Origin of the sequence: Halomonas sp. SCS19 (genome assembly GCF_040147015.1) — a bacterium.
Classification (GTDB): Bacteria; Pseudomonadota; Gammaproteobacteria; order Pseudomonadales; family Halomonadaceae; genus Halomonas; species Halomonas litopenaei.
The window spans coordinates 3,761,060-3,778,269 of record NZ_JAMSHN010000001.1; the positions used below are offsets into that span (position 1 = coordinate 3,761,060).

12 protein-coding genes, 4 tRNA genes and 1 pseudogene are annotated in these 17,210 nt (G+C 59.7%); 9 read left to right on the forward strand and 8 right to left on the reverse strand.

Going from position 1 to position 17,210, the window contains the following annotated elements; all coding sequences use genetic code 11:
* Nucleotides 1-116: 116 nt before the first annotated feature.
* The 3 genes and pseudogenes from betA to betI form a co-directional block, all read right to left on the reverse strand.
* Nucleotides 117-1,784, reverse strand: a pseudogene (betA, locus tag NFH97_RS16310) (choline dehydrogenase); the annotation flags it as partial.
* A gap of 78 nt (nt 1,785-1,862) precedes the next feature.
* Complete coding sequence (gene betB, locus NFH97_RS16315) at nt 1,863-3,332, reverse strand: betaine-aldehyde dehydrogenase (protein WP_222568962.1); 1,470 nt, start codon at nt 3,330-3,332, stop codon at nt 1,863-1,865.
* Between the two features lie 161 nt (nt 3,333-3,493).
* A complete protein-coding gene (betI, locus tag NFH97_RS16320; RefSeq protein WP_181248622.1) occupies nt 3,494-4,114 on the reverse strand; it encodes a transcriptional regulator BetI in 621 nt (206 codons plus the stop codon).
* A 322-nt stretch (nt 4,115-4,436) separates the two neighbouring features.
* On the opposite strand from betI, the gene NFH97_RS16325 reads away from it, so the two are divergent.
* From NFH97_RS16325 to NFH97_RS16350, 6 genes are all read left to right on the forward strand, one after another.
* Nucleotides 4,437-5,318, forward strand: coding sequence for a choline ABC transporter substrate-binding protein (locus tag NFH97_RS16325; RefSeq protein ID WP_249742950.1), 882 nt, complete (start codon nt 4,437-4,439; stop codon nt 5,316-5,318).
* A gap of 227 nt (nt 5,319-5,545) precedes the next feature.
* Nucleotides 5,546-5,622 (forward strand) — tRNA-Met (locus tag NFH97_RS16330).
* A 326-nt stretch (nt 5,623-5,948) separates the two neighbouring features.
* A tRNA-Asn gene (locus tag NFH97_RS16335) sits at nt 5,949-6,024 on the forward strand.
* Nucleotides 6,025-6,070: 46 nt separating this feature from the next.
* A tRNA-Asn gene (locus NFH97_RS16340) sits at nt 6,071-6,146 on the forward strand.
* Between the two features lie 58 nt (nt 6,147-6,204).
* Nucleotides 6,205-6,280 (forward strand) — tRNA-Asn (locus NFH97_RS16345).
* Between the two features lie 504 nt (nt 6,281-6,784).
* On the forward strand, nt 6,785-7,099 hold the full coding sequence (locus NFH97_RS16350; RefSeq protein WP_124803883.1) for a YrhK family protein: 315 nt from the start codon (nt 6,785-6,787) through the stop codon (nt 7,097-7,099).
* 205 nt (nt 7,100-7,304) lie between these two features.
* Here the strand turns inward: NFH97_RS16350 and NFH97_RS16355 are convergent, their stop codons facing one another.
* From NFH97_RS16355 to NFH97_RS16370, 4 genes are all read right to left on the reverse strand, one after another.
* A complete protein-coding gene (locus NFH97_RS16355) occupies nt 7,305-8,798 on the reverse strand; it encodes a tripartite tricarboxylate transporter permease (protein WP_253552233.1) in 1,494 nt (497 codons plus the stop codon).
* Nucleotides 8,799-8,844: 46 nt separating this feature from the next.
* Complete coding sequence (locus NFH97_RS16360) at nt 8,845-9,426, reverse strand: tripartite tricarboxylate transporter TctB family protein (protein ID WP_108448909.1); 582 nt, start codon at nt 9,424-9,426, stop codon at nt 8,845-8,847.
* Between the two features lie 92 nt (nt 9,427-9,518).
* Entirely contained in the window at nt 9,519-10,487 is a 969-nt protein-coding gene (locus NFH97_RS16365) for a Bug family tripartite tricarboxylate transporter substrate binding protein (RefSeq protein WP_349625145.1), read from the reverse strand.
* Between the two features lie 76 nt (nt 10,488-10,563).
* On the reverse strand, nt 10,564-11,973 hold the full coding sequence (locus tag NFH97_RS16370) for an NAD(P)H-dependent oxidoreductase (RefSeq protein WP_349625146.1): 1,410 nt from the start codon (nt 11,971-11,973) through the stop codon (nt 10,564-10,566).
* A gap of 287 nt (nt 11,974-12,260) precedes the next feature.
* Between NFH97_RS16370 and NFH97_RS16375 the strand changes: the two genes are divergently transcribed.
* Nucleotides 12,261-12,971: a GntR family transcriptional regulator gene (locus NFH97_RS16375; protein ID WP_349625147.1), complete on the forward strand. Its 711-nt coding sequence runs from the start codon at nt 12,261-12,263 to the stop codon at nt 12,969-12,971.
* Nucleotides 12,972-13,171: 200 nt separating this feature from the next.
* Here the strand turns inward: NFH97_RS16375 and NFH97_RS16380 are convergent, their stop codons facing one another.
* Nucleotides 13,172-13,450: a type II toxin-antitoxin system RelE/ParE family toxin gene (locus tag NFH97_RS16380; protein ID WP_124804227.1), complete on the reverse strand. Its 279-nt coding sequence runs from the start codon at nt 13,448-13,450 to the stop codon at nt 13,172-13,174.
* A gap of 1,587 nt (nt 13,451-15,037) precedes the next feature.
* Between NFH97_RS16380 and NFH97_RS16385 the strand changes: the two genes are divergently transcribed.
* Nucleotides 15,038-16,153 carry a hypothetical protein gene (locus NFH97_RS16385; protein ID WP_349625148.1) on the forward strand — a complete coding sequence of 372 codons (1,116 nt, stop codon included), beginning with the start codon at nt 15,038-15,040 and terminating at the stop codon, nt 16,151-16,153.
* A gap of 112 nt (nt 16,154-16,265) precedes the next feature.
* Complete coding sequence (locus tag NFH97_RS16390) at nt 16,266-17,051, forward strand: hypothetical protein (protein WP_349625149.1); 786 nt, start codon at nt 16,266-16,268, stop codon at nt 17,049-17,051.
* Nucleotides 17,052-17,210 lie beyond the last annotated feature (159 nt).

Sequence of the window (17,210 nt, forward strand, 5' to 3'; positions counted from 1 at the left end):
TGCGCTGTGCTATCAGAACTTGCACCAGCACCAGCACCAACACCAGCACCGGCGCGCGCGGAGAGGCGCCGCTCGCTCTGGGTCGGATGGGCCTCCTCGAGCCGGCGCTGCGGCGGCTTCTGGGCCGGGGCGCCGTTGGCCACGTAGTAGGGCGCCTGGCTCGGCGGCAGCGGCTCGCGGCCACGGATCTTGTCGGCCATGCGCTCGGCCAGCATGATCGTCGGCGCGTTGAGGTTGCCGGTGGGAATCACCGGGAACAGCGAGGCGTCGACCACCCGCAGGCTTTCTACCCCGTGCACGCGTCCGGCGCCGTCGACCACGCAGTCGTCACCGTCGCCCATGCGGCAGGTGCCACAGGGGTGATAGGCGGTCTCGGCGTGGCGGCGCACGAAGGCGTCGAGCTCATCGTCGCTCTGCACGTCCGGCCCCGGCGAGATCTCGCGGCCGCGGAACTCGTCCATGGCCGGCTGGGCGATGATCTCGCGGGTCAGGCGGATGGCGTCGCGGAACTCTTCCCAGTCCTTTTCGGTGGACATGTAGTTGAACAGGATCGAGGGCGCGGCCTTGGGATCGACCGAGGTCAGCCGTACGCGGCCTTCGCTCTGGGAGCGCATCGAGCCGACGTGGGCCTGGAAGCCGTGGGCCTGCACCGCGCTCTTGCCGTTGTAACTGATGGCGATCGGCAGGAAGTGATACTGCAGATTCGGCCAGGCTTCCTCTTCGCTGGTGCGGATGAAACCGGCGGCCTCGAACTGGTTGCTGGCGCCCACGCCGCTGCCCTTGAACAGCCACTCGGCGCCGATCGCCGGCTGGTTGTACCACTTCAGCGCCGGGTACAGCGAGATCGGTTTCTTGCACTCGTACTGGATGTACATCTCCAGGTGGTCCTGAAGATGGGCACCGACGTTGTCGTTGACGTGGACCGCCTCGATGCCGAGTTCCGCCAGCAGGTCCGCCGGGCCGATGCCCGAGCGCTGCAGAATCTGCGGCGAGGCGATGGCGCCGGCACACAGCAGCACCTCACGGCGGGTGCGCACTTCCTGGGTCTGGCCCTTGCGCTGATAGCGCACGCCCACCGCACGCTTGCCCTCGAACAGGATGACGTCGGTGGTGGCTCGGGTCTCGATGGTCAGGTTGGGGCGCTTCTTGGCCTCGTCCAGATAGCCACGCGCGGTGGAGGCGCGGCGTCCCTGGGGCGTGACGAAGCGGTCCATGGGGCCGAAGCCTTCCTGCTGGTAGCCGTTGACGTCCTCGGTGGCCGGGTAGCCCGCCTGCTGCCCCGCCTCGATAAAGGCGTGGTAGAGCGGGTTGTTGCCGGGCTTCGGGGTGGCCACGCACACCGGGCCATCGCCGCCATGGTAGTCATTGGGGCCGATATCGCGGGTCTCGGCCTTCCTGAAGTAGGGCAGGCAGTTGGCGTAGTGCCAATCCTCGAGCCCGTCGCGCTTGGCCCAGCCGTCATAGTCCAGGGCGTTGCCACGGATGTAGCACATGCCGTTGATCAGCGAAGAGCCGCCAAGGCCCTTGCCGCGACCGCACTCCATGCGGCGATTGTCCATGTGCGGCTCGGGGTCCGTCTCGAAGGCCCAGTTGTAGCGCTTGCCCTGCAACGGATAGGCCAGCGCTGCCGGCATCTGGGTGCGGAAGTCGAAGCGGTGGTCCTTGCCGCCGGCTTCCAGCAGCAGGACCTGGACGTCCGGGTCCTCGGTCAGACGAGTGGCGAGGACGTTGCCGGCGGAGCCGGCGCCGATGATGACGTAGTCGAATTCACGGAGCTGTGACATGTGACGCCTCCCTGAAGGCAATGGGGTGACCGGGTCAGGCGTGACGCGGTGTTCGAGGACTGTCGCGACGGGCCGGCCTTAGAAGACCGACTCGAAGGGGCCCATTTCGACCTGGACCGACTTGGTCTGGGTGTAGTGGGCCAGGGTCTCGATGCCGTTCTCGCGGCCGACGCCGGACTGCTTGTAGCCACCCACCGGCATTTCGGCCGGGGACTCGCCCCAGGTGTTGATCCAGCAGATGCCGGCTTCCAGGCGATGGATCAGGCGATGCGCACGGTTGAGGCTCTCGGTGAAGACGCCGGCGGCCAGGCCATAGGTGGTGGCGTTGGCGCGCTCGAGCACTTCCTCGTCGGAGTCGAAGCCGAGCACCGACATCACCGGGCCGAAGATCTCTTCACGCACGATGCGCATGTCATCGGTGCAGTCGGTGAACACCGTGGGGGCCGCCCAGGCGCCCTTGGCCCAGTCGCCCTGGTCCCAGGCGTCGCCGCCGGCCAGTACCCGGGCGCCTTGCTGCTTGCCCAGCTCGATGTAGGACAGCACCTTCTCCTGGTGTTCGAAGCTGACCAGCGGGCCGAAGTTGACCGAGGGGTCCATCGGGTCGCCGGCCTTGATGCGCGCCACGCGCTCCTCGAGCAGTGCCTCGAAGTCGTCCTTGACGGCGTTGTCGACGAACACCCGGGTGCCGTTGGTGCAGATCTGGCCGCTGGAGTAGAAGTTGGCCATCATCGCCGCGTCGGCGGCACGGACCAGGTCGGCGTCACGGCAGACGATCAGCGGCGACTTGCCGCCAAGCTCCATGGTGACGTCCTTGAGGCTGGAGGCGGCGGAGGCCGACATCACCTTCTTGCCGGTGCCCACCTCGCCGGTGAACGAGACCTTGGCGATGTCCGGGTGCCCGGTGATCGCCTGGCCCACCTCGGCCTCGCCGTGGACGACGTTGAACACGCCATCGGGCAGACCGGCTTCGGTGAACACCTCGGCCAGGATCATGGTGGTCAGCGGGGTGACCTCGCTGGGCTTGAACACCACGGCGTTGCCGGCGGCCAGCGCCGGGGCGGACTTCCAGCAGGCGATCTGGATCGGGTAGTTCCAGGCGCCGATGGAACCGATGACGCCCAGCGGCTCGCGGCGGGTGTAGACGAAGCTGTCTTCACGCAGCGGAATCTGGCTGCCTTCGATGGCGGCGGCGAGGCCGGCGTAGTATTCGAGCACGTCGGCGCCGGTGACGATATCGACGGTGGACGTCTCGCTGAACGGCTTGCCGGTGTTGCGGGTCTCGAGCTCGGCGATCTCGTCGTTACGCTCGCGCAGCAGCGCCACGGCGCGGTTGAGGATGCGTCCGCGCTCCATGCCGGACATCGCGCCCCACACCTTCTGGCCGCGCTGAGCCGCGGCGACAGCGGCGTCCACGTCGGCCTGGCTTGCCACCTGCACGTCGGCCAGGTGGCTGCCATCGTAGGGGTTGGTGACGCTGAAGGTCTCGTTGGAGGTGGCGTCGGTCAGACGGCCGTCGATGTAGAGCTTCTGGAGTTCGAGAGTTGCCATGGCATCCTCCTGTCAAAAGGGCATGTGTCAGCAAGCTGACAGCGATGTCGGGGCGATAAGTGAAGAGCAAGAATGTGCGCGTGAGTGGCGCAGGTGTTGAGCCTGCCCACTCGGTCTGCCTGAGATCCGGCTCGAGGCTCGGGGCCTGAGCCGGAAGAGACTCAGGCCGGTTCGGGTTCGTGAGCCGCAGCGGGCGCGTGGCTGTCGAGCAGTCGATTCAGGTACTCCCGCGCCAGCTGGCGGGCCTGGACCGCGTCCAGGCCTTCCGGCGACAGGGTGCCGCGCAGCCACAGACCGTCGATCATCGCGGCCAGGCCATTGGCGGCGCGCTGGGCCTCGTGTCGGGGCATCAGCCGGCGAAACTGGTAGCACAGATTGGCGTACAGCCGCCGGTCGTTGATCTTCTGCAGCCGCTGCAGGTCGGCCTTGTGCATCGAGTTGGCCCAGAAGGCGAGCCAGGTGCCGGCAGCGCGGGCGTTGGTCTGGGAGGCGTCGAAGTTGCCGTCGATGATCGCTTCCAGATGGGCACGGGGGCTTGAGTCGCTCAGCGCCTTGCGCCGCGCCGCCACGGCCTGGCCCAGGTCATGCTGGATCTGGCGCATGGTCGCCTCCAAGAGGCCATCCTTGCCACCGAAGTAGTGGCTGATGATGCCAGCGGAGACCCCGGCGTGGCGGGCGATGCGCATGATGGTGGCATCGGCAAGCCCCACCTCGTGGATCGCCGCCATGGTCGCCTGGATCAGCTGCTGGCGGCGGATCGGCTCCATTCCTACCTTGGGCATGACAGACCTCCGTGCCGTTCGCCCTCGAACATTGAGGTGCCCGAGAGGTGAATCTGTTGATGCGCGTCCCGAGCGGTATCGAGCTCAAGAGTTGAATCTAGTGACTTGCTCCTCGAGGCATCCCCGAGGTTAGGATGTAGAGAGTATGCCTTTTATTGATTGGACGTTCAATCAAAATCTGGTCGATTCAACGGCACAGTCGTGAACAGGCCACCATACTGAAACCGATAACCTCAACAAGGAGTGCATCATGACGACCCCGACGATTCCCGCTCTGTCCGTGCTGGCGGCTGCCATCGCCGGCCTTGCCGCCCCCCAGGCGATGGCCGCCGATGACAGCTGCCAGCCGGTGCGTTTCGCCGAAGTCGGCTGGACCGATATCACCGCCACCACCGCCTTGACCACCGAAGTGCTGAAGGCCATGGGCTACGAGACGCGTATCGACACCGTCTCGGTGCCGATCGCCTACTCGGGCATGAAGAACGACGACTTCGATGTCTTTCTCGGCAACTGGATGCCGTCCATGGCGTCCATCAGCGACCCCTACGTCGAGCAGGGTGATGTCGACCGCCTGGGGGCCAACCTGGAAGGGGCCAAGTACACCCTTGCGGTGCCGCAGTATGTCTACGACGCCGGTGTCACCTCGGTGGCGGATCTCGACGAGCACGCCGACAAGTTCAACAGCGAACTCCACGGCATCGAGGCCGGAAATGACGGCAACGAGCTGATCCAGCAGATGATCGACGATGACGCCTTTGGGCTCGGCGACTGGTCGCTGATCGACTCGAGCGAGGCCGGCATGCTGGCGGAGCTGCGTGCCCGCGTCCCCGACGAGACCTGGATGGTTTTCCTCGGATGGGAGCCGCATCCCATGAACACCAACTTCGACATGGCTTACCTGGAAGGCGCCGACGACTACTTCGGCCCCGACCTGGGCGGCGCCACCGTTTACACCAACACCCGTGCCGGCTACACCGACGCCTGTCCCAACGTCGGTGCGCTGCTCAACAACCTGAGCTTCACCCTGGAGATGGAAAACCAGCTGATGGGCACCATCATGGATGACGGTACCGCCCCGGACGAGGCCGCCCGCGACTACCTCAAGGCCAACCCGGAGCTGCTCGCCTCCTGGCTCGAAGGCGTGGAGACCGCCGATGGCGAGCCTGCCCTCGAGGTGGTCAAGGCGGAGCTGGGTGTTGAATAAGGCAAAGCTGGGTGTGGAATAAGCCAGAGCTGGGTGTCGAATAAGCCAGCACTGGGGCGCTGAACAAGCCTGAGCTGACTATCTAACAAGCCCAGAGCGTTCCAGGCCGGGGGAGAGCAGGGCAGGCCCGTCGTCGAAAATTTCGCGGGCGGGCTTGCCAAGTTCATGAACGGTGTGCATAATTCTCCCCCGTCGACACGGCGCTTTTGCCGCATGACGACCCAAAAGGCTACGTAGCTCAGTTGGTTAGAGCACATCACTCATAATGATGGGGTCCCCTGTTCGAGTCAGGGCGTAGCCACCAGGATTTAGAAAGCACCCGCTGACCTCGGTCAGCGGGTGCTTTCGTATGCGTCGGTTTTTTGCCTCCCGTCAGCCATCGTCTGGCACGGCCTTTCAGGGTTTGTGACCCGCCCGCACCTGCCCGGTGGGCGAGGTGCCAACGTTCAGGGCAGGGCTTTAGGATAGGGCTTCAGGACGTGCAGAGCACCGTGACGGCAGCCAGAGCCTTCCCGAACCGAGGTTACGAGGCGGATCAGCGGGTTAAGCCAGTCCTTGGGTCAACAAAAGCGCAACCGGGCTTGACGATCTCGGAGCGATCCGTATACTACGCCCCGTGCTTGAGGCGATTCCCCGATAGCTCAGTTGGTAGAGCAAATGACTGTTAATCATTGGGTCGCAGGTTCGAGTCCTGCTCGGGGAGCCAACCGCAACGGTTGATCCCGCGTCACGCACCGACAATTCAAGGTAATTCCCCGATAGCTCAGTTGGTAGAGCAAATGACTGTTAATCATTGGGTCACAGGTTCGAGTCCTGTTCGGGGAGCCATCTTGCCTTGCAGCATTGCTGACATTGTCGCCAAGCTTGAAGTACTGCACATCGTTGTTCCCCGATAGCTCAGTTGGTAGAGCAAATGACTGTTAATCATTGGGTCACAGGTTCGAGTCCTGTTCGGGGAGCCAGTGCGGCATCTGGCACTTATAGCGCTTATCGCTAGTTCCCTCGGCGTAACCCTCCTTCTTGTTACTCTCTTCGTAGCGAATTCCTTCTTAGCTATTTTCTCCGTTGTTACCTAATTTCTCCTGCTCGCTGTTTCTCGCCAACTGGCGGCGACACGTGGCTCGATTCGCTCCATCCTCGCTCTCGCGCTTGCCCAATGGCGGCATCAGTCTTATCTCGACGCTGCTTTTCCGTGTGTCGATAGCTTCGACCCAGTTCGTCCCTGGGCTGCAGCACGCCAGAAGGGCCCGCAGAACCAGCTCACACACTCTTGTCATGGCATCTTGTTGGAAAGCCTCGCCGCTGGCAAATGGCCTTGTCAGGCGTCATCCTTGGCTAAATGATTGATGGCAGGCGGTCGCTGCCGACGTTGGACGCCTCGGCTGGACAGGGTCGACGTTAGACGACGCGGTGACGCCTCACGCAGCCAGGCATGGCTTGGGAATTACGGCGAAAGGAGATGCAGCATGAGCGATAAATCAACCTCTCGGGAGCCGTCGAAATCTCCCACCCTGACTTTGCACATCGGTCATGAAGAGCTGGTCATTCGCCAGCGCTACGAGGTGCTCAGTATCGTCAACGACCTCTTGATCGGCACCTGGTTTATCATCGGCAGCATTCTGTTTTTCTACGAGTCGCTTGCCTATATAGGGACCTGGCTGTTTCTGATTGGCAGTATCGAGATGATGATACGGCCGCTGATTCGCCTCGCCCGGCGGGTGCATATCAAGCGCCTGCATCCGGAGGCGCCTGCCGCGGTGGATGCGGGGCATGACTATTGATCCGCCCTTGGATTGCTGCCTTTTCCGGTTGTTAATGGTGGGCTTGGTTGGCGGGGGCAGGAGGAGACTTGCTTGCGAGTGAGTCGTTAGCCGCCAGTGCCTATAAGTAGAAAGACATCGCCCTCGTTGCCTGATCGGCAGCGAGGGCGATGTCGTTTCTGCGTGGGAGGATGCTGGGGGTCAGCCAGTGTGTGGCTTTATCACATCAGCCCATCGCAGCGGCTCGGGTTCTGGCCCGCTTGCGCAGAGCAATGACGATGGTGGTGCCCAGAAGCAGCACGGCGATGGCGATCAGGCTTGCGCTGATCGGGCGGGAGAAGAAGATACCGAGATCACCCTGTGACATCGCCAGCGAGCGACGCAGCTCGCTCTCGGCGATGGGGCCGAGCACCAGGCCAAGAATGATCGAGACCAGCGGGAACTTGATCTTCTCCAGCAGGAAGCCGAGCACACCGAAGCCAAGCATCAGCCAGACGTCGAACATCGAGTTGCGCACCGAGTAGGTACCGACGATGCAACACATCAGGATGATCGGGCCCAGCGCCGAGTAGGGCACGTTAAGCAGCCGGGTGAACAGTTTGATGAACGGCTTGGAGAACGCCAGGATCATGAAGTTCACCACGAACAGCCCAGCGAACACCGCGTAGATCAGGTCGCTCGAGGTCAGCATGAACATCGGCCCCGGCTGCAGGCCATGCATGATGAAGGCGCCGAGGATGATCGCGGTGGTACCGCTTCCCGGAATACCGAGCGCGAACAGCGGCACCAGGGCGCCCATGGCGGCGGCGTTGTTGGCGGCCTCCGGTGCAGCGATGCCTTCCGGCGCGCCCTTGCCGAACTTCTCCGGGTGCTTGGACCAGCGCACGGTCTCGCTGTAGCTGACCATGGCGGCGGTGCTGGCGCCGATGCCCGGCAGGATGCCGATGATGACGCCGAGGATGGATGAGCGCGACAGGGTGACGCCGATCTTCTTGAGGATGGGGGCGTCGAAGATCTTGATCTTGACCTTGGTCAGCGGCTGTTCGGCGTCACGGCTCAGGGAGCGCTTCATCACCTCGGACACCGCGAACAGGCCGACGATCACCGGAATCAGCCCGACCCCCTCGGCCAGGTTGAGGTTGTCAAAGGTATAGCGGCTGGTACCGGTGAGCGGGTCGATGCCGATGGTGGCGATCAACAGGCCCAGGGTGGCGCCGATCAAGCCGAGGATCAGCCGGCCACCGAGGGAGGCCACCACGGTCAGGCCGAGGATGGCGAGTGCAAAGTACTCGGGGGAGGAGAACTTCAGCGCCACCGAGGCCAGCATCGGGGTGAAGATGATCAACGCGATGGTGCCGACCAGCCCGCCCACCGCCGAGCTCAGCACGCCGATGCCCAGCGCCTTGCCGGCCTCGCCCTGCTGGGTCATGGGGTAGCCGTCGAAGGCCGTCATCACCGCCTCCGGGGTGCCTGGGGCGCGATAGAGGATGGCGGTGATCAGCCCCGAGAAGACGGTGGAGCCGTAGATGGCGGTCAGCAGCATGAACGCCTGGGTGGGCTCCATGCCGTAGGTGACCGGCAGCAGGATGACCACCAGGATCACGCCGCTGATGCCCGGCAGCGCGCCACCGATAAAGCCGATGAACACGGCCGAGGTCAGGATCAACAGGTTCATGGGCTGGAAGACCACGCCTAGCCCACTGAGAAAACTCTCCAGCATCGTCAGCTCCCGCGAAATACTGGTGGAAAATCGTACCGGCTGGGTGTCATGGCAAGGGGATGCCCAGCAGGGTGGAGAACACGCCCTGGATCAGCGCAACGGCGATGACCACGGTGGCAAGCAGGGCCGCCCAGTGGCGCGCGCCGAGCAGCAGGGTGCAGGCCAGGGTGAAGATCACGGTGGCCAGCAGAAAACCGATGGCCGGCATCAGCAGGGTGTAGGCAACGGTGGTGCCCATCAGCCACCAGTGGCGGTTGGCGGCAAGAAACCCAGGGTCAAGAGCAACGCCAGCGGCTTCGGTGGTGCTGTCGGTAACGTTGTCGGTGGCGCTGTCGGTGGCGCTGGCCTGGCCGGCGTCAGCCTGTTGGCCGGGTTCGGTCGCCGGGGCTTTCGCCATCGCGGCCTTGGCCTCGGCGTCGCTGGCACGCTCCTTGGCCTGGCTCATGCGGGTGGAGACCAGCAGGGTCGCCGACAGCACGATCAGCAGGAGCAACAGCGACAGCGGCCACAGGCGCGGGCCGATAAAGGTCGAGACGTCCTCGGAGCTCGGGAAATCAAGCGTCGGCACCAGGGTGACGGCGGCCAGTACCAGCAGCAGGACGGCAAAGACGGTGAACTTGGTATGCATGGTGAGGCTCGGTTCACGGCGGGCCAGCGGGAGCGAGTCCCGTCAGCGCAAGGTGAGGGGCCGGGTAGTACCCGGCCCGCCAGTCCACGGGATCAGGTGTTTTCCAGAAGCCGCGTGTAGAGTTCCAGGTTCTGCTCGAGCTTCTCGCGGTAGTCGTCGCTACCCAGCCAGCCCTCGCGGTAGTGCAGGTTCACCCGCTTTTCATACTCCTGGTAGGTCTCGGAGTCGTAGACGCTCTTCAGCGTGGATTCGAGCTTCTCGACGATGGCGTCCGGGGTGTCGGCGTGGACGAAGATGCCGCGCTCGTTGCCGTCGGTCAGGTCCCAGCCGTTCTCGACGGTGGTGGGGATGTCCGGGAAGTTCTCCAGACGCTCCTCGGCGAACACCAGGATCGGCATCATCTCGCCGGATTCCATGTAGCTCAGCACAGAGCTAATCTCGCCGAACAGGCCATCGATGTTGCCGCCCATGACGTTGGCGGCGACGCTGCCTTCCTCGTCGTAGGGGATGAAGCTGATGTCCAGGCCGGTGGCGTCACGGAATGACAGGAAGGCCATGCGGTCGGGGCTAGCCGCGTGGGTGCCGCCGATGATGACCTGACCCGGGTTGGCCTTGGCGTGCTCCATGAAGGCGTCGAAGTCGGCGTACTTGTCCGGATCGACGATCAGCGTCATGACGTCGGACTGCATGCGCGCCACCGGGGTGAGCTGGTCGAGGCCGGTGGGGTTCTGGCCGGCGGCAAGCGAGGTGACCAGGGTCGAGGAGGCGAAGTCCAGGGTGTGGCCGTCGGCGTCGCCGTTGGCGGTACGCTGGTGGGCCAGGGCGCCGGAGGCGGACGGCAGGTTGACCACCGTCACGCGGGTGTCCATGGCCTCTTCAAGCAGCGGCTTGATGGTGCGCGCGAAGTTGTCGGTGCCGCCACCGGCGCCGGCGGCGACCAGGAACTGCAGCGGTTTGGAGGGGAAGTCGGCCGCCTCGTCGGCGGACAGCGCGGCGGGGCTCGCAACGACGAGCGACAGGCCGAGGGCGCTGGCGGTGATGATCGCGTTTCGGGTGATCATGGCGTTCTCCTGGGGGTGGTTGTTGTGGTTGAGCATGGGCAGATGCCCAGTGGTTGCCAGGTGGCCTGACATGACGTCAGGCCGGTTCGGAGGAAGATTCGGCGGTGGAGAAGAACATCGCGTCCTGCTCGCGGCGAAGGTGGAGTAAGGTGGAATCCGGCAGCTGTACGTCGGCCACGCTGATCAACTGTCCTGCAGCCACATCGCGCTTGAGCACGGCGCCAGGCAGCAGATAGAAGGGCACCGGGGTGGCATCGACCAGCGCAGCGGCGGGGTGCACCTCCGGCTGAAGGCCTGCGATGTGGCGATGGTGGCCCTTCATCTCGAGTTCCTGCCCCTTGCTGAGTGACACCGTGGCGCGGGCGACCAGGTCAACCGCCGGGCGGGTGGCCTGGCCGCCGCCGGAGGGCAGGCCCTTGAGCACGGCGTCGAGCAGCGAGATCGGCGCTTCCAGGCCCAGTAGGTGGCGCGGCAGGTAGACCATGGCGCTCTTCTTGCTGCGACTCAGGATATGGCCCTTGCCGTCCAGCACCTCCCAGGCGTGGGCGTCCTCGCAGCGCACCACCACAAAGACACCACCGGCGAAGCTCAGCTCGTCCGGGCGGCGCAGGCAGTTGAACACCTCCAGACGCCCCGTGCCGGAGAGCACGCCGCCGTTGCCCTCCAGGTCCAGCAGGGTCGGCACCTCATGGGTACGCAGCACCAGGGCGTGGAAGGCAGGGTGGTCGGGGGTAAGGCCGGTGGCGTTGGCCACATTGGTCATCTCGCAGAGATCCGGTGCGGAGATCTGCGGAATGGCGCTCAGGTGTTCGCCACGGGCGCGCACCACGCTGCGCTCGTTGCCTTCGGGCAGCGTCCACAGGTCGGCCATGTCCGGGGCGTCGAAGCGGGTGCCGTTGCACCAGATCGCCCGATCCGCCTCGTCCCAGACAAAGTCGTATTCGCTGCTCTTGCCGGCGGCAATGATCTCGAAGCCGAGCGTCTGGGCCCAGGTCACCAGGCCGATCAACAGACTCGGTTGATCACCGTCCAGCGGAGTGAACAGGCGCCCGTGGCGGTTACCCAGGCGGGTCAGGTAGGGGCCGACCACCGATTCGGTTTCCTTGGTGGCGATACCGACGTGCTTGCCGGCCTTGAGTGCACTGGCCGCGTGGGTGGCACCGGCGTTTGGTATACCAGTGCTTTCCACCAGAATATCGAAATCCAGGTGCTTGACCACTTCAAGATCGCCACAGGCGACAAACTTGCCCGCCTGCCAGGCGTTGCTTGCCTCGTCCTGCGTTTGGCATACCGCAATCTGCGAGGCCGGAATGCCGGCCTTCTCGAACGCCTGGGCGGCCGTCTCGGCGCTGATGTCCACCGCGATACGCGCGTTCATGCCGGGCATCTGCTGGGCCTGACGGAGGATGCCGCGACCGAAATCGCCAGCGCCCGCGACGCATGCCTCGACGGTGGTGGCGGTATCAAAGTGGTGAAGGTAGTTCATGGTCGTAGAGCGTCTCCGTGCTGGCCTGGCCCACCGCTGGCGCGTTGCCGGGGGCTGCCTGAGCGGGTTGAAGGCCTCGGTCTGGAAGGATCGGGCGGGATCAAGATGCAGAGAAATGTAGTGGTATACCATTTTGATGGTCAAACGATTGGGGCATAGACCTTGGTCGAATAAAACAAAAGATGTGTGTTATATCGTTGAATATCAAAGAATAAATGCAGAGCGGCAAAGCGCGTAAATGTTTGCCCGTCAAAAAACGGTATGCCATTCTTTAGGCATCGAAGACCATGACGGTAATAACGATGGACGAAGCGGCAGTGGACGCACGCGAAGGACTGGTGGAGAAGGTCGCCAACTACCTGCGTGAACATATCGTGATGGATCACTTCCAGCCCGGGCAGCGGCTGCCCGAGCGCAAGCTGGCCGAAGAACTGGACGTCTCGCGCACCCCGATGCGCGAGGCGTTCAAGATCCTCGCAGCAGAAGGGTTGGTGGTCATCTCCCCGCGCCGGGGTGCGGTGGTCGCCGACGTCAGCCCCCAGGACGTGCAGGAAAAGGCCTACGTACTGAGCGTACTGGAGCAGTCCGCCGCGGAGCTCTGCTGCGCCAATGCCAGCGACGATGACATCGCCGAGCTTAAGGCACTGCACTTCGAGATGAAGGCCGCTTTCCTGCGTCGCGATCGCCAGAACTACTTTCGCCTTAACCAGGCGATCCACAACCGCATCGTCTCGCTCTCCGGCAACAACTCCCTGATCGAGATCCACGCCACCCTGAGCCGACAGCTCTACCGCGTGCGCTATCTTTCCAACCTCAAAAACGAGAAATGGTCCGTGGCGATGGACGAGCACGAAGCCATCATGGCCGCCCTGGAAGCCCGGAACGGCAAGCAGGTCGGCAACGAACTGCGCAACCACCTCGGCAAGACCTGGATGAAGTACGCCAACCCTGCGGCCGAGGACCAGCCCCTCGCCGATGTCGACACCGATAGCGGCTAGTAGGTGAGCCAGGTGCGGCAGGCGACGCCGGCCAGCCAAGGGCGTGATAGCGAGATACTGATGGGCAGGATGCAGAGCAGGTGAAGTAATGACGCTAAACGAATATCGAGCGAAGGGGTGGGACCGGCTGACTCCGTCCATCAGCCATGCCAGGGAGCGACGTCCGCTTTGAGCCTTTGCTTCCAGAGAGTGATTAGCCGTCAATCGGCGGGCGGAAATTGCTGCTTTTGGTGGAGGACGCGCAGAATCCTGATATCTGAGCCTACCAACTGATAGGAAATCAGAAGCGATACCTCCGTTAGGATTAGTAAGCGACCAGGTATACCTTGGCGCTCTACGCCGAGTAGCGGTTGCAGCACCAGCAGTTCTGCCCTTTCCTCGATCAGGTCATCAGTCCGTTCGGCGACCACAGGATTGAACTGGTAGAGGAAGTCGAAAATGGCTTCACGCCTTGTCAGACCCTCTTCTTCCCTTGGAATCGCCGATTACCGGGGCAAGGTCACGGGCGCGGATCCGTGACTTTCGTTCTGCCATCCGGGATTTTGCGGTTTCATGATCGACAAAGGTCGCTGCACCGGCTTCGAGTCTGTCAAACGCTCGCTTGACCTGAAGCGATAACCAGTCATGGTGTGCCGTTGCTTGGCGCTGTTGCTTGGCGCTGTTGCTCGGCGAGTTGTTCTGCCAATTCCCTGCAGGCGCCACTGAGCGTACGCCCCTGGCTCTCTGCCATCTGCTGGGCTAGGCGCTTTGTCTCTTGATCGATACGAAACTGTATACGGGTATCCATCTGAAGCCTCGCAGCTCATTCTGACGTATTCACGTATATTGGCTCGTTTTGGTGCTCAGTATGGCAACCCAGGCCCGCTTGCCGCGCTGGGCGTGAATACGCTTCCTGGTAGCGATACCTGGAAGCGTTGCCTCACAGGCGCGCGGAGTCGTTCCCGTCAATTGCGGCAAGGTTCGGTGGTGGATCAAAAACGCATCGCGGTTACCTAGCGCCGAGCTGAACAAGCTATACCACCCATCCGCCATATGCGAGTGATTGCTTGCTCGCGCTGGGCAGGGCAGTCGTATCAGCTTCAAATCTCTATCCCCGAATTTTATTCGAGCAAGTGCTTCCAAAAAGCAGTTTCCGAAATTCAACAGTTTGTAAGACGTAAGCCAAAAAACGCGTAAATTCGTTCCCATTCCTCACATCTTTTGTCTATTCTGCTGCTATTGGCACATGCCAAACTATAAACAGTGCCGCTACGAGCACGAAAACAACGATCACGCGCAGGGATAGGAAAGCCGACTATGGCCAAGGGATGACCAGCCAACGCTAATCTGACGTTCAATGCAGGCGCCTTGCCGCCTGTATGGCAGCGTGCTGCCGTTTCGGTTACCCGCCCTAAATTCCTTCCGTACTCGTGATCGCACAGCGGCAATCGCCGCCTGGGTGGTCATGTCGTGTGGCCGCTGTGGCGGTAGCGTGCCTGTTCGGTAGTTCATAGGTGAAGGGCAGGTGTGTCTTTCCCTTGGCCATATGACTTCGCCGTTTCTCTGCGCGTATACGAAACTAGGCATAGGATTCACAGGCATGCTCGGAATGATGCATCAGAGGGCGTGTTTATTGCGCACAAGCATTTTGAAGTTGCGGAAAATCAATGGCTTTGCAAATGCTGAAGAGCGATTTTGGGTATGCACATTTTGAAGGTGAACATGCGCGTCTTATCTGGGATTACTCCGCCGTAAAGTGAAGAAATTACTGAGAAATTCAAAGGTATAGGCTGCAAACTAGGTAGGTTCGTGCGGAAGCGAAATAAGCATGCCTATGAATAAAAATGTTAGGTGTGTAGTTTCAGGCACCGAGAATAAATCCAATCAGAAGCAGGGGGATATATGAAAGTCATTATTATTGCTATCGTTCTTACCTTGGTTAGCGGCACTGCTCTGGCCCACGGGGGTGGGTGCCGGAAAAGTTCTCCACCCGGGCAGTGTTGCCATATGGATAATAGTGTCGGAACGGTTCATTGCCATTAACTGTTAATAGCAGAACACTCACACCTAACAAGGCCAGGCAGGCGATGCAAAAAGCCGCACGCCTGCTGGCGGGCGTTATACCTTCAGAGGTTTTGATGATAAAAGTAGATAATGGGAAGATATTTTTCATAGAAAATCATCTTTTTGATCCTGTCATTGAAAAATTTGATGGAATATTGGATCGATACAGAAGGTATGAGGTCGAACTGTTTGTACATATTGTCAGTGATCCTTCTTGCCGTTATGAGAGCGGGGTTGGGTCTAATCGAACCCTCAGAGAAATAGCAGGTCTTGATGCTAAGGATCGCTTCAAAAGGATATTGGTTAATAAAGTAGTTAATGCAAATCCGAAAGGGTTTTATGCAAATAAAGTAAAGAAAGACAAAGCTCTACCGGATGAGATAAAGTCGGTTAGTTTTGCATATTGTCACCAGGACGAGGTCAGTAAGCACTTTTCTGCTAGAAATTCAGAATACGGGTTTGTTTTTTTTCATGATTTCTTACAACGATTAGGGATGCTACCAGTAAGATACATCAATGAAGAGGATGAGGAGTCCATCCGTCGTCTCGTTTTCAATGAAGCCTATTTGTTGGAGGCGTATGGCAGGTCCTATGATATGCGGTGGGAAAACGAGTGGCGGATTAATCGTGACCTTTTTTTTGATTTTGAGGATGTAGCCTTCATTGTAGTGCCTGACGATGAATATTTCGAATTCATCGACTTTACTATAAAGGAGGATTTAGAATATCTCGTTCTTCCATCGTCAGTTTTTAATGACCCTCTTCAGTTCTTTTTGATTGCACATACAATGGAACACCACGCTTGGAACCAAATAGCTCTGTACGGGGAATGGAAAGTGGATTTTGAGATGTTTCCTGAGTTTACTGACGAAGAAAGAGCTGAATTTATGGCGCGTTGTGGAGAGCATGTGGCTTGCCTAGCTAAAGCCGAAATCCAAGATGTATATGAGAGACGGTTCGTATCAAGATTTATGAGCTTTGCATCAAGTTTGAAAGAGGATTTTCTCAGGAAAACGTCCTTTAACGAACTAAAAACCGTTTCCGCTAACGCTGGGGAGCCTTATCAGACTCATAGAGACCTGATGATGCATTGCTACACAGAGCGATTGGATGTACAGCGAAAAAATATTGACCTTTGATTTTAAGTATAACAATCGGCTGCACCGCGACCGATTTTTCGCCGCACCACGGCTCTAAACCGGCGCGTGAGCTGGGCGTTATATCTACAGTTAAAAATTGAGGTATGTATTTATGGGGTGTTATTTTTGCGGGGGCGAGGTTACAGGTGTAGAGCACTTACCTCCAAGAAGCTTCTTTCCTAAGGGAAAAAGGCAAGATCTTATAACAGTTGATTCGTGTGATATTCACAACCAAGAAAAATCCAAAGAGGATGAATATATACGTGCTATTTTACTTGGTTCTATAAAACTTGATGGTCAAGAGCATATAGAAGTATTAAGAAGCACAAATATTAGGGCTTTAGAAAGAAGTGTTAAACGTGCATTTGATAAAGAAGTGACCAAAGAACAAGCTAAAGAGGTTGTCGAAATTATCGAGAAGTATAAAGATGACCCTTTAGGTGGAGCAAAAGCGGTTGATGAGATTACTTCTCAAAGGATTATGAGTTTTGGTTTGATGGGGCTTGTACACAAAGATACTCAAGAAGAAACTGTTGTCGATAGCAGTGGGGAAGAAGTTAAAACAACATCATTTATCTATGACCGAAAGCGTTTCGATACTTTTTTTGAGTGTATGGCTAGAGGCATCTTCTTTCATGAGCTAGGAGAGCGTTGGGAGGGGAGAGTAAATATTTTACCCCATACATTTTTACGAGATGATACGCCTCAAAGGGACAAAGATTTGAGTCATGATTATTTACGGCATTTCGATTGGTCAGAGTCAAAGGGGGCGCAGAAAGAGTATTTTTGCTATGAGGGAGCTAACAGGTATAACACTGAGAGTGGGGAAAGAGAGAGTATAATTTTTAATTTCTGTCTTTTTAATACGTTTTATTTCACAGCAGTATTCCCGTTTTAGATATAACAATCTGTTTAAGAGTGATTCGCAATGCTTGGCATTTTTGCTATGCGTTGCGTCTAGTGTTTAAGGTGATATGCGGGAGCTTCGGCATTGCGTTGCTCACACCTTAACAGGGCGTCATACTGTCTGTCGAACACGCAGTTGACCGTTAAACTT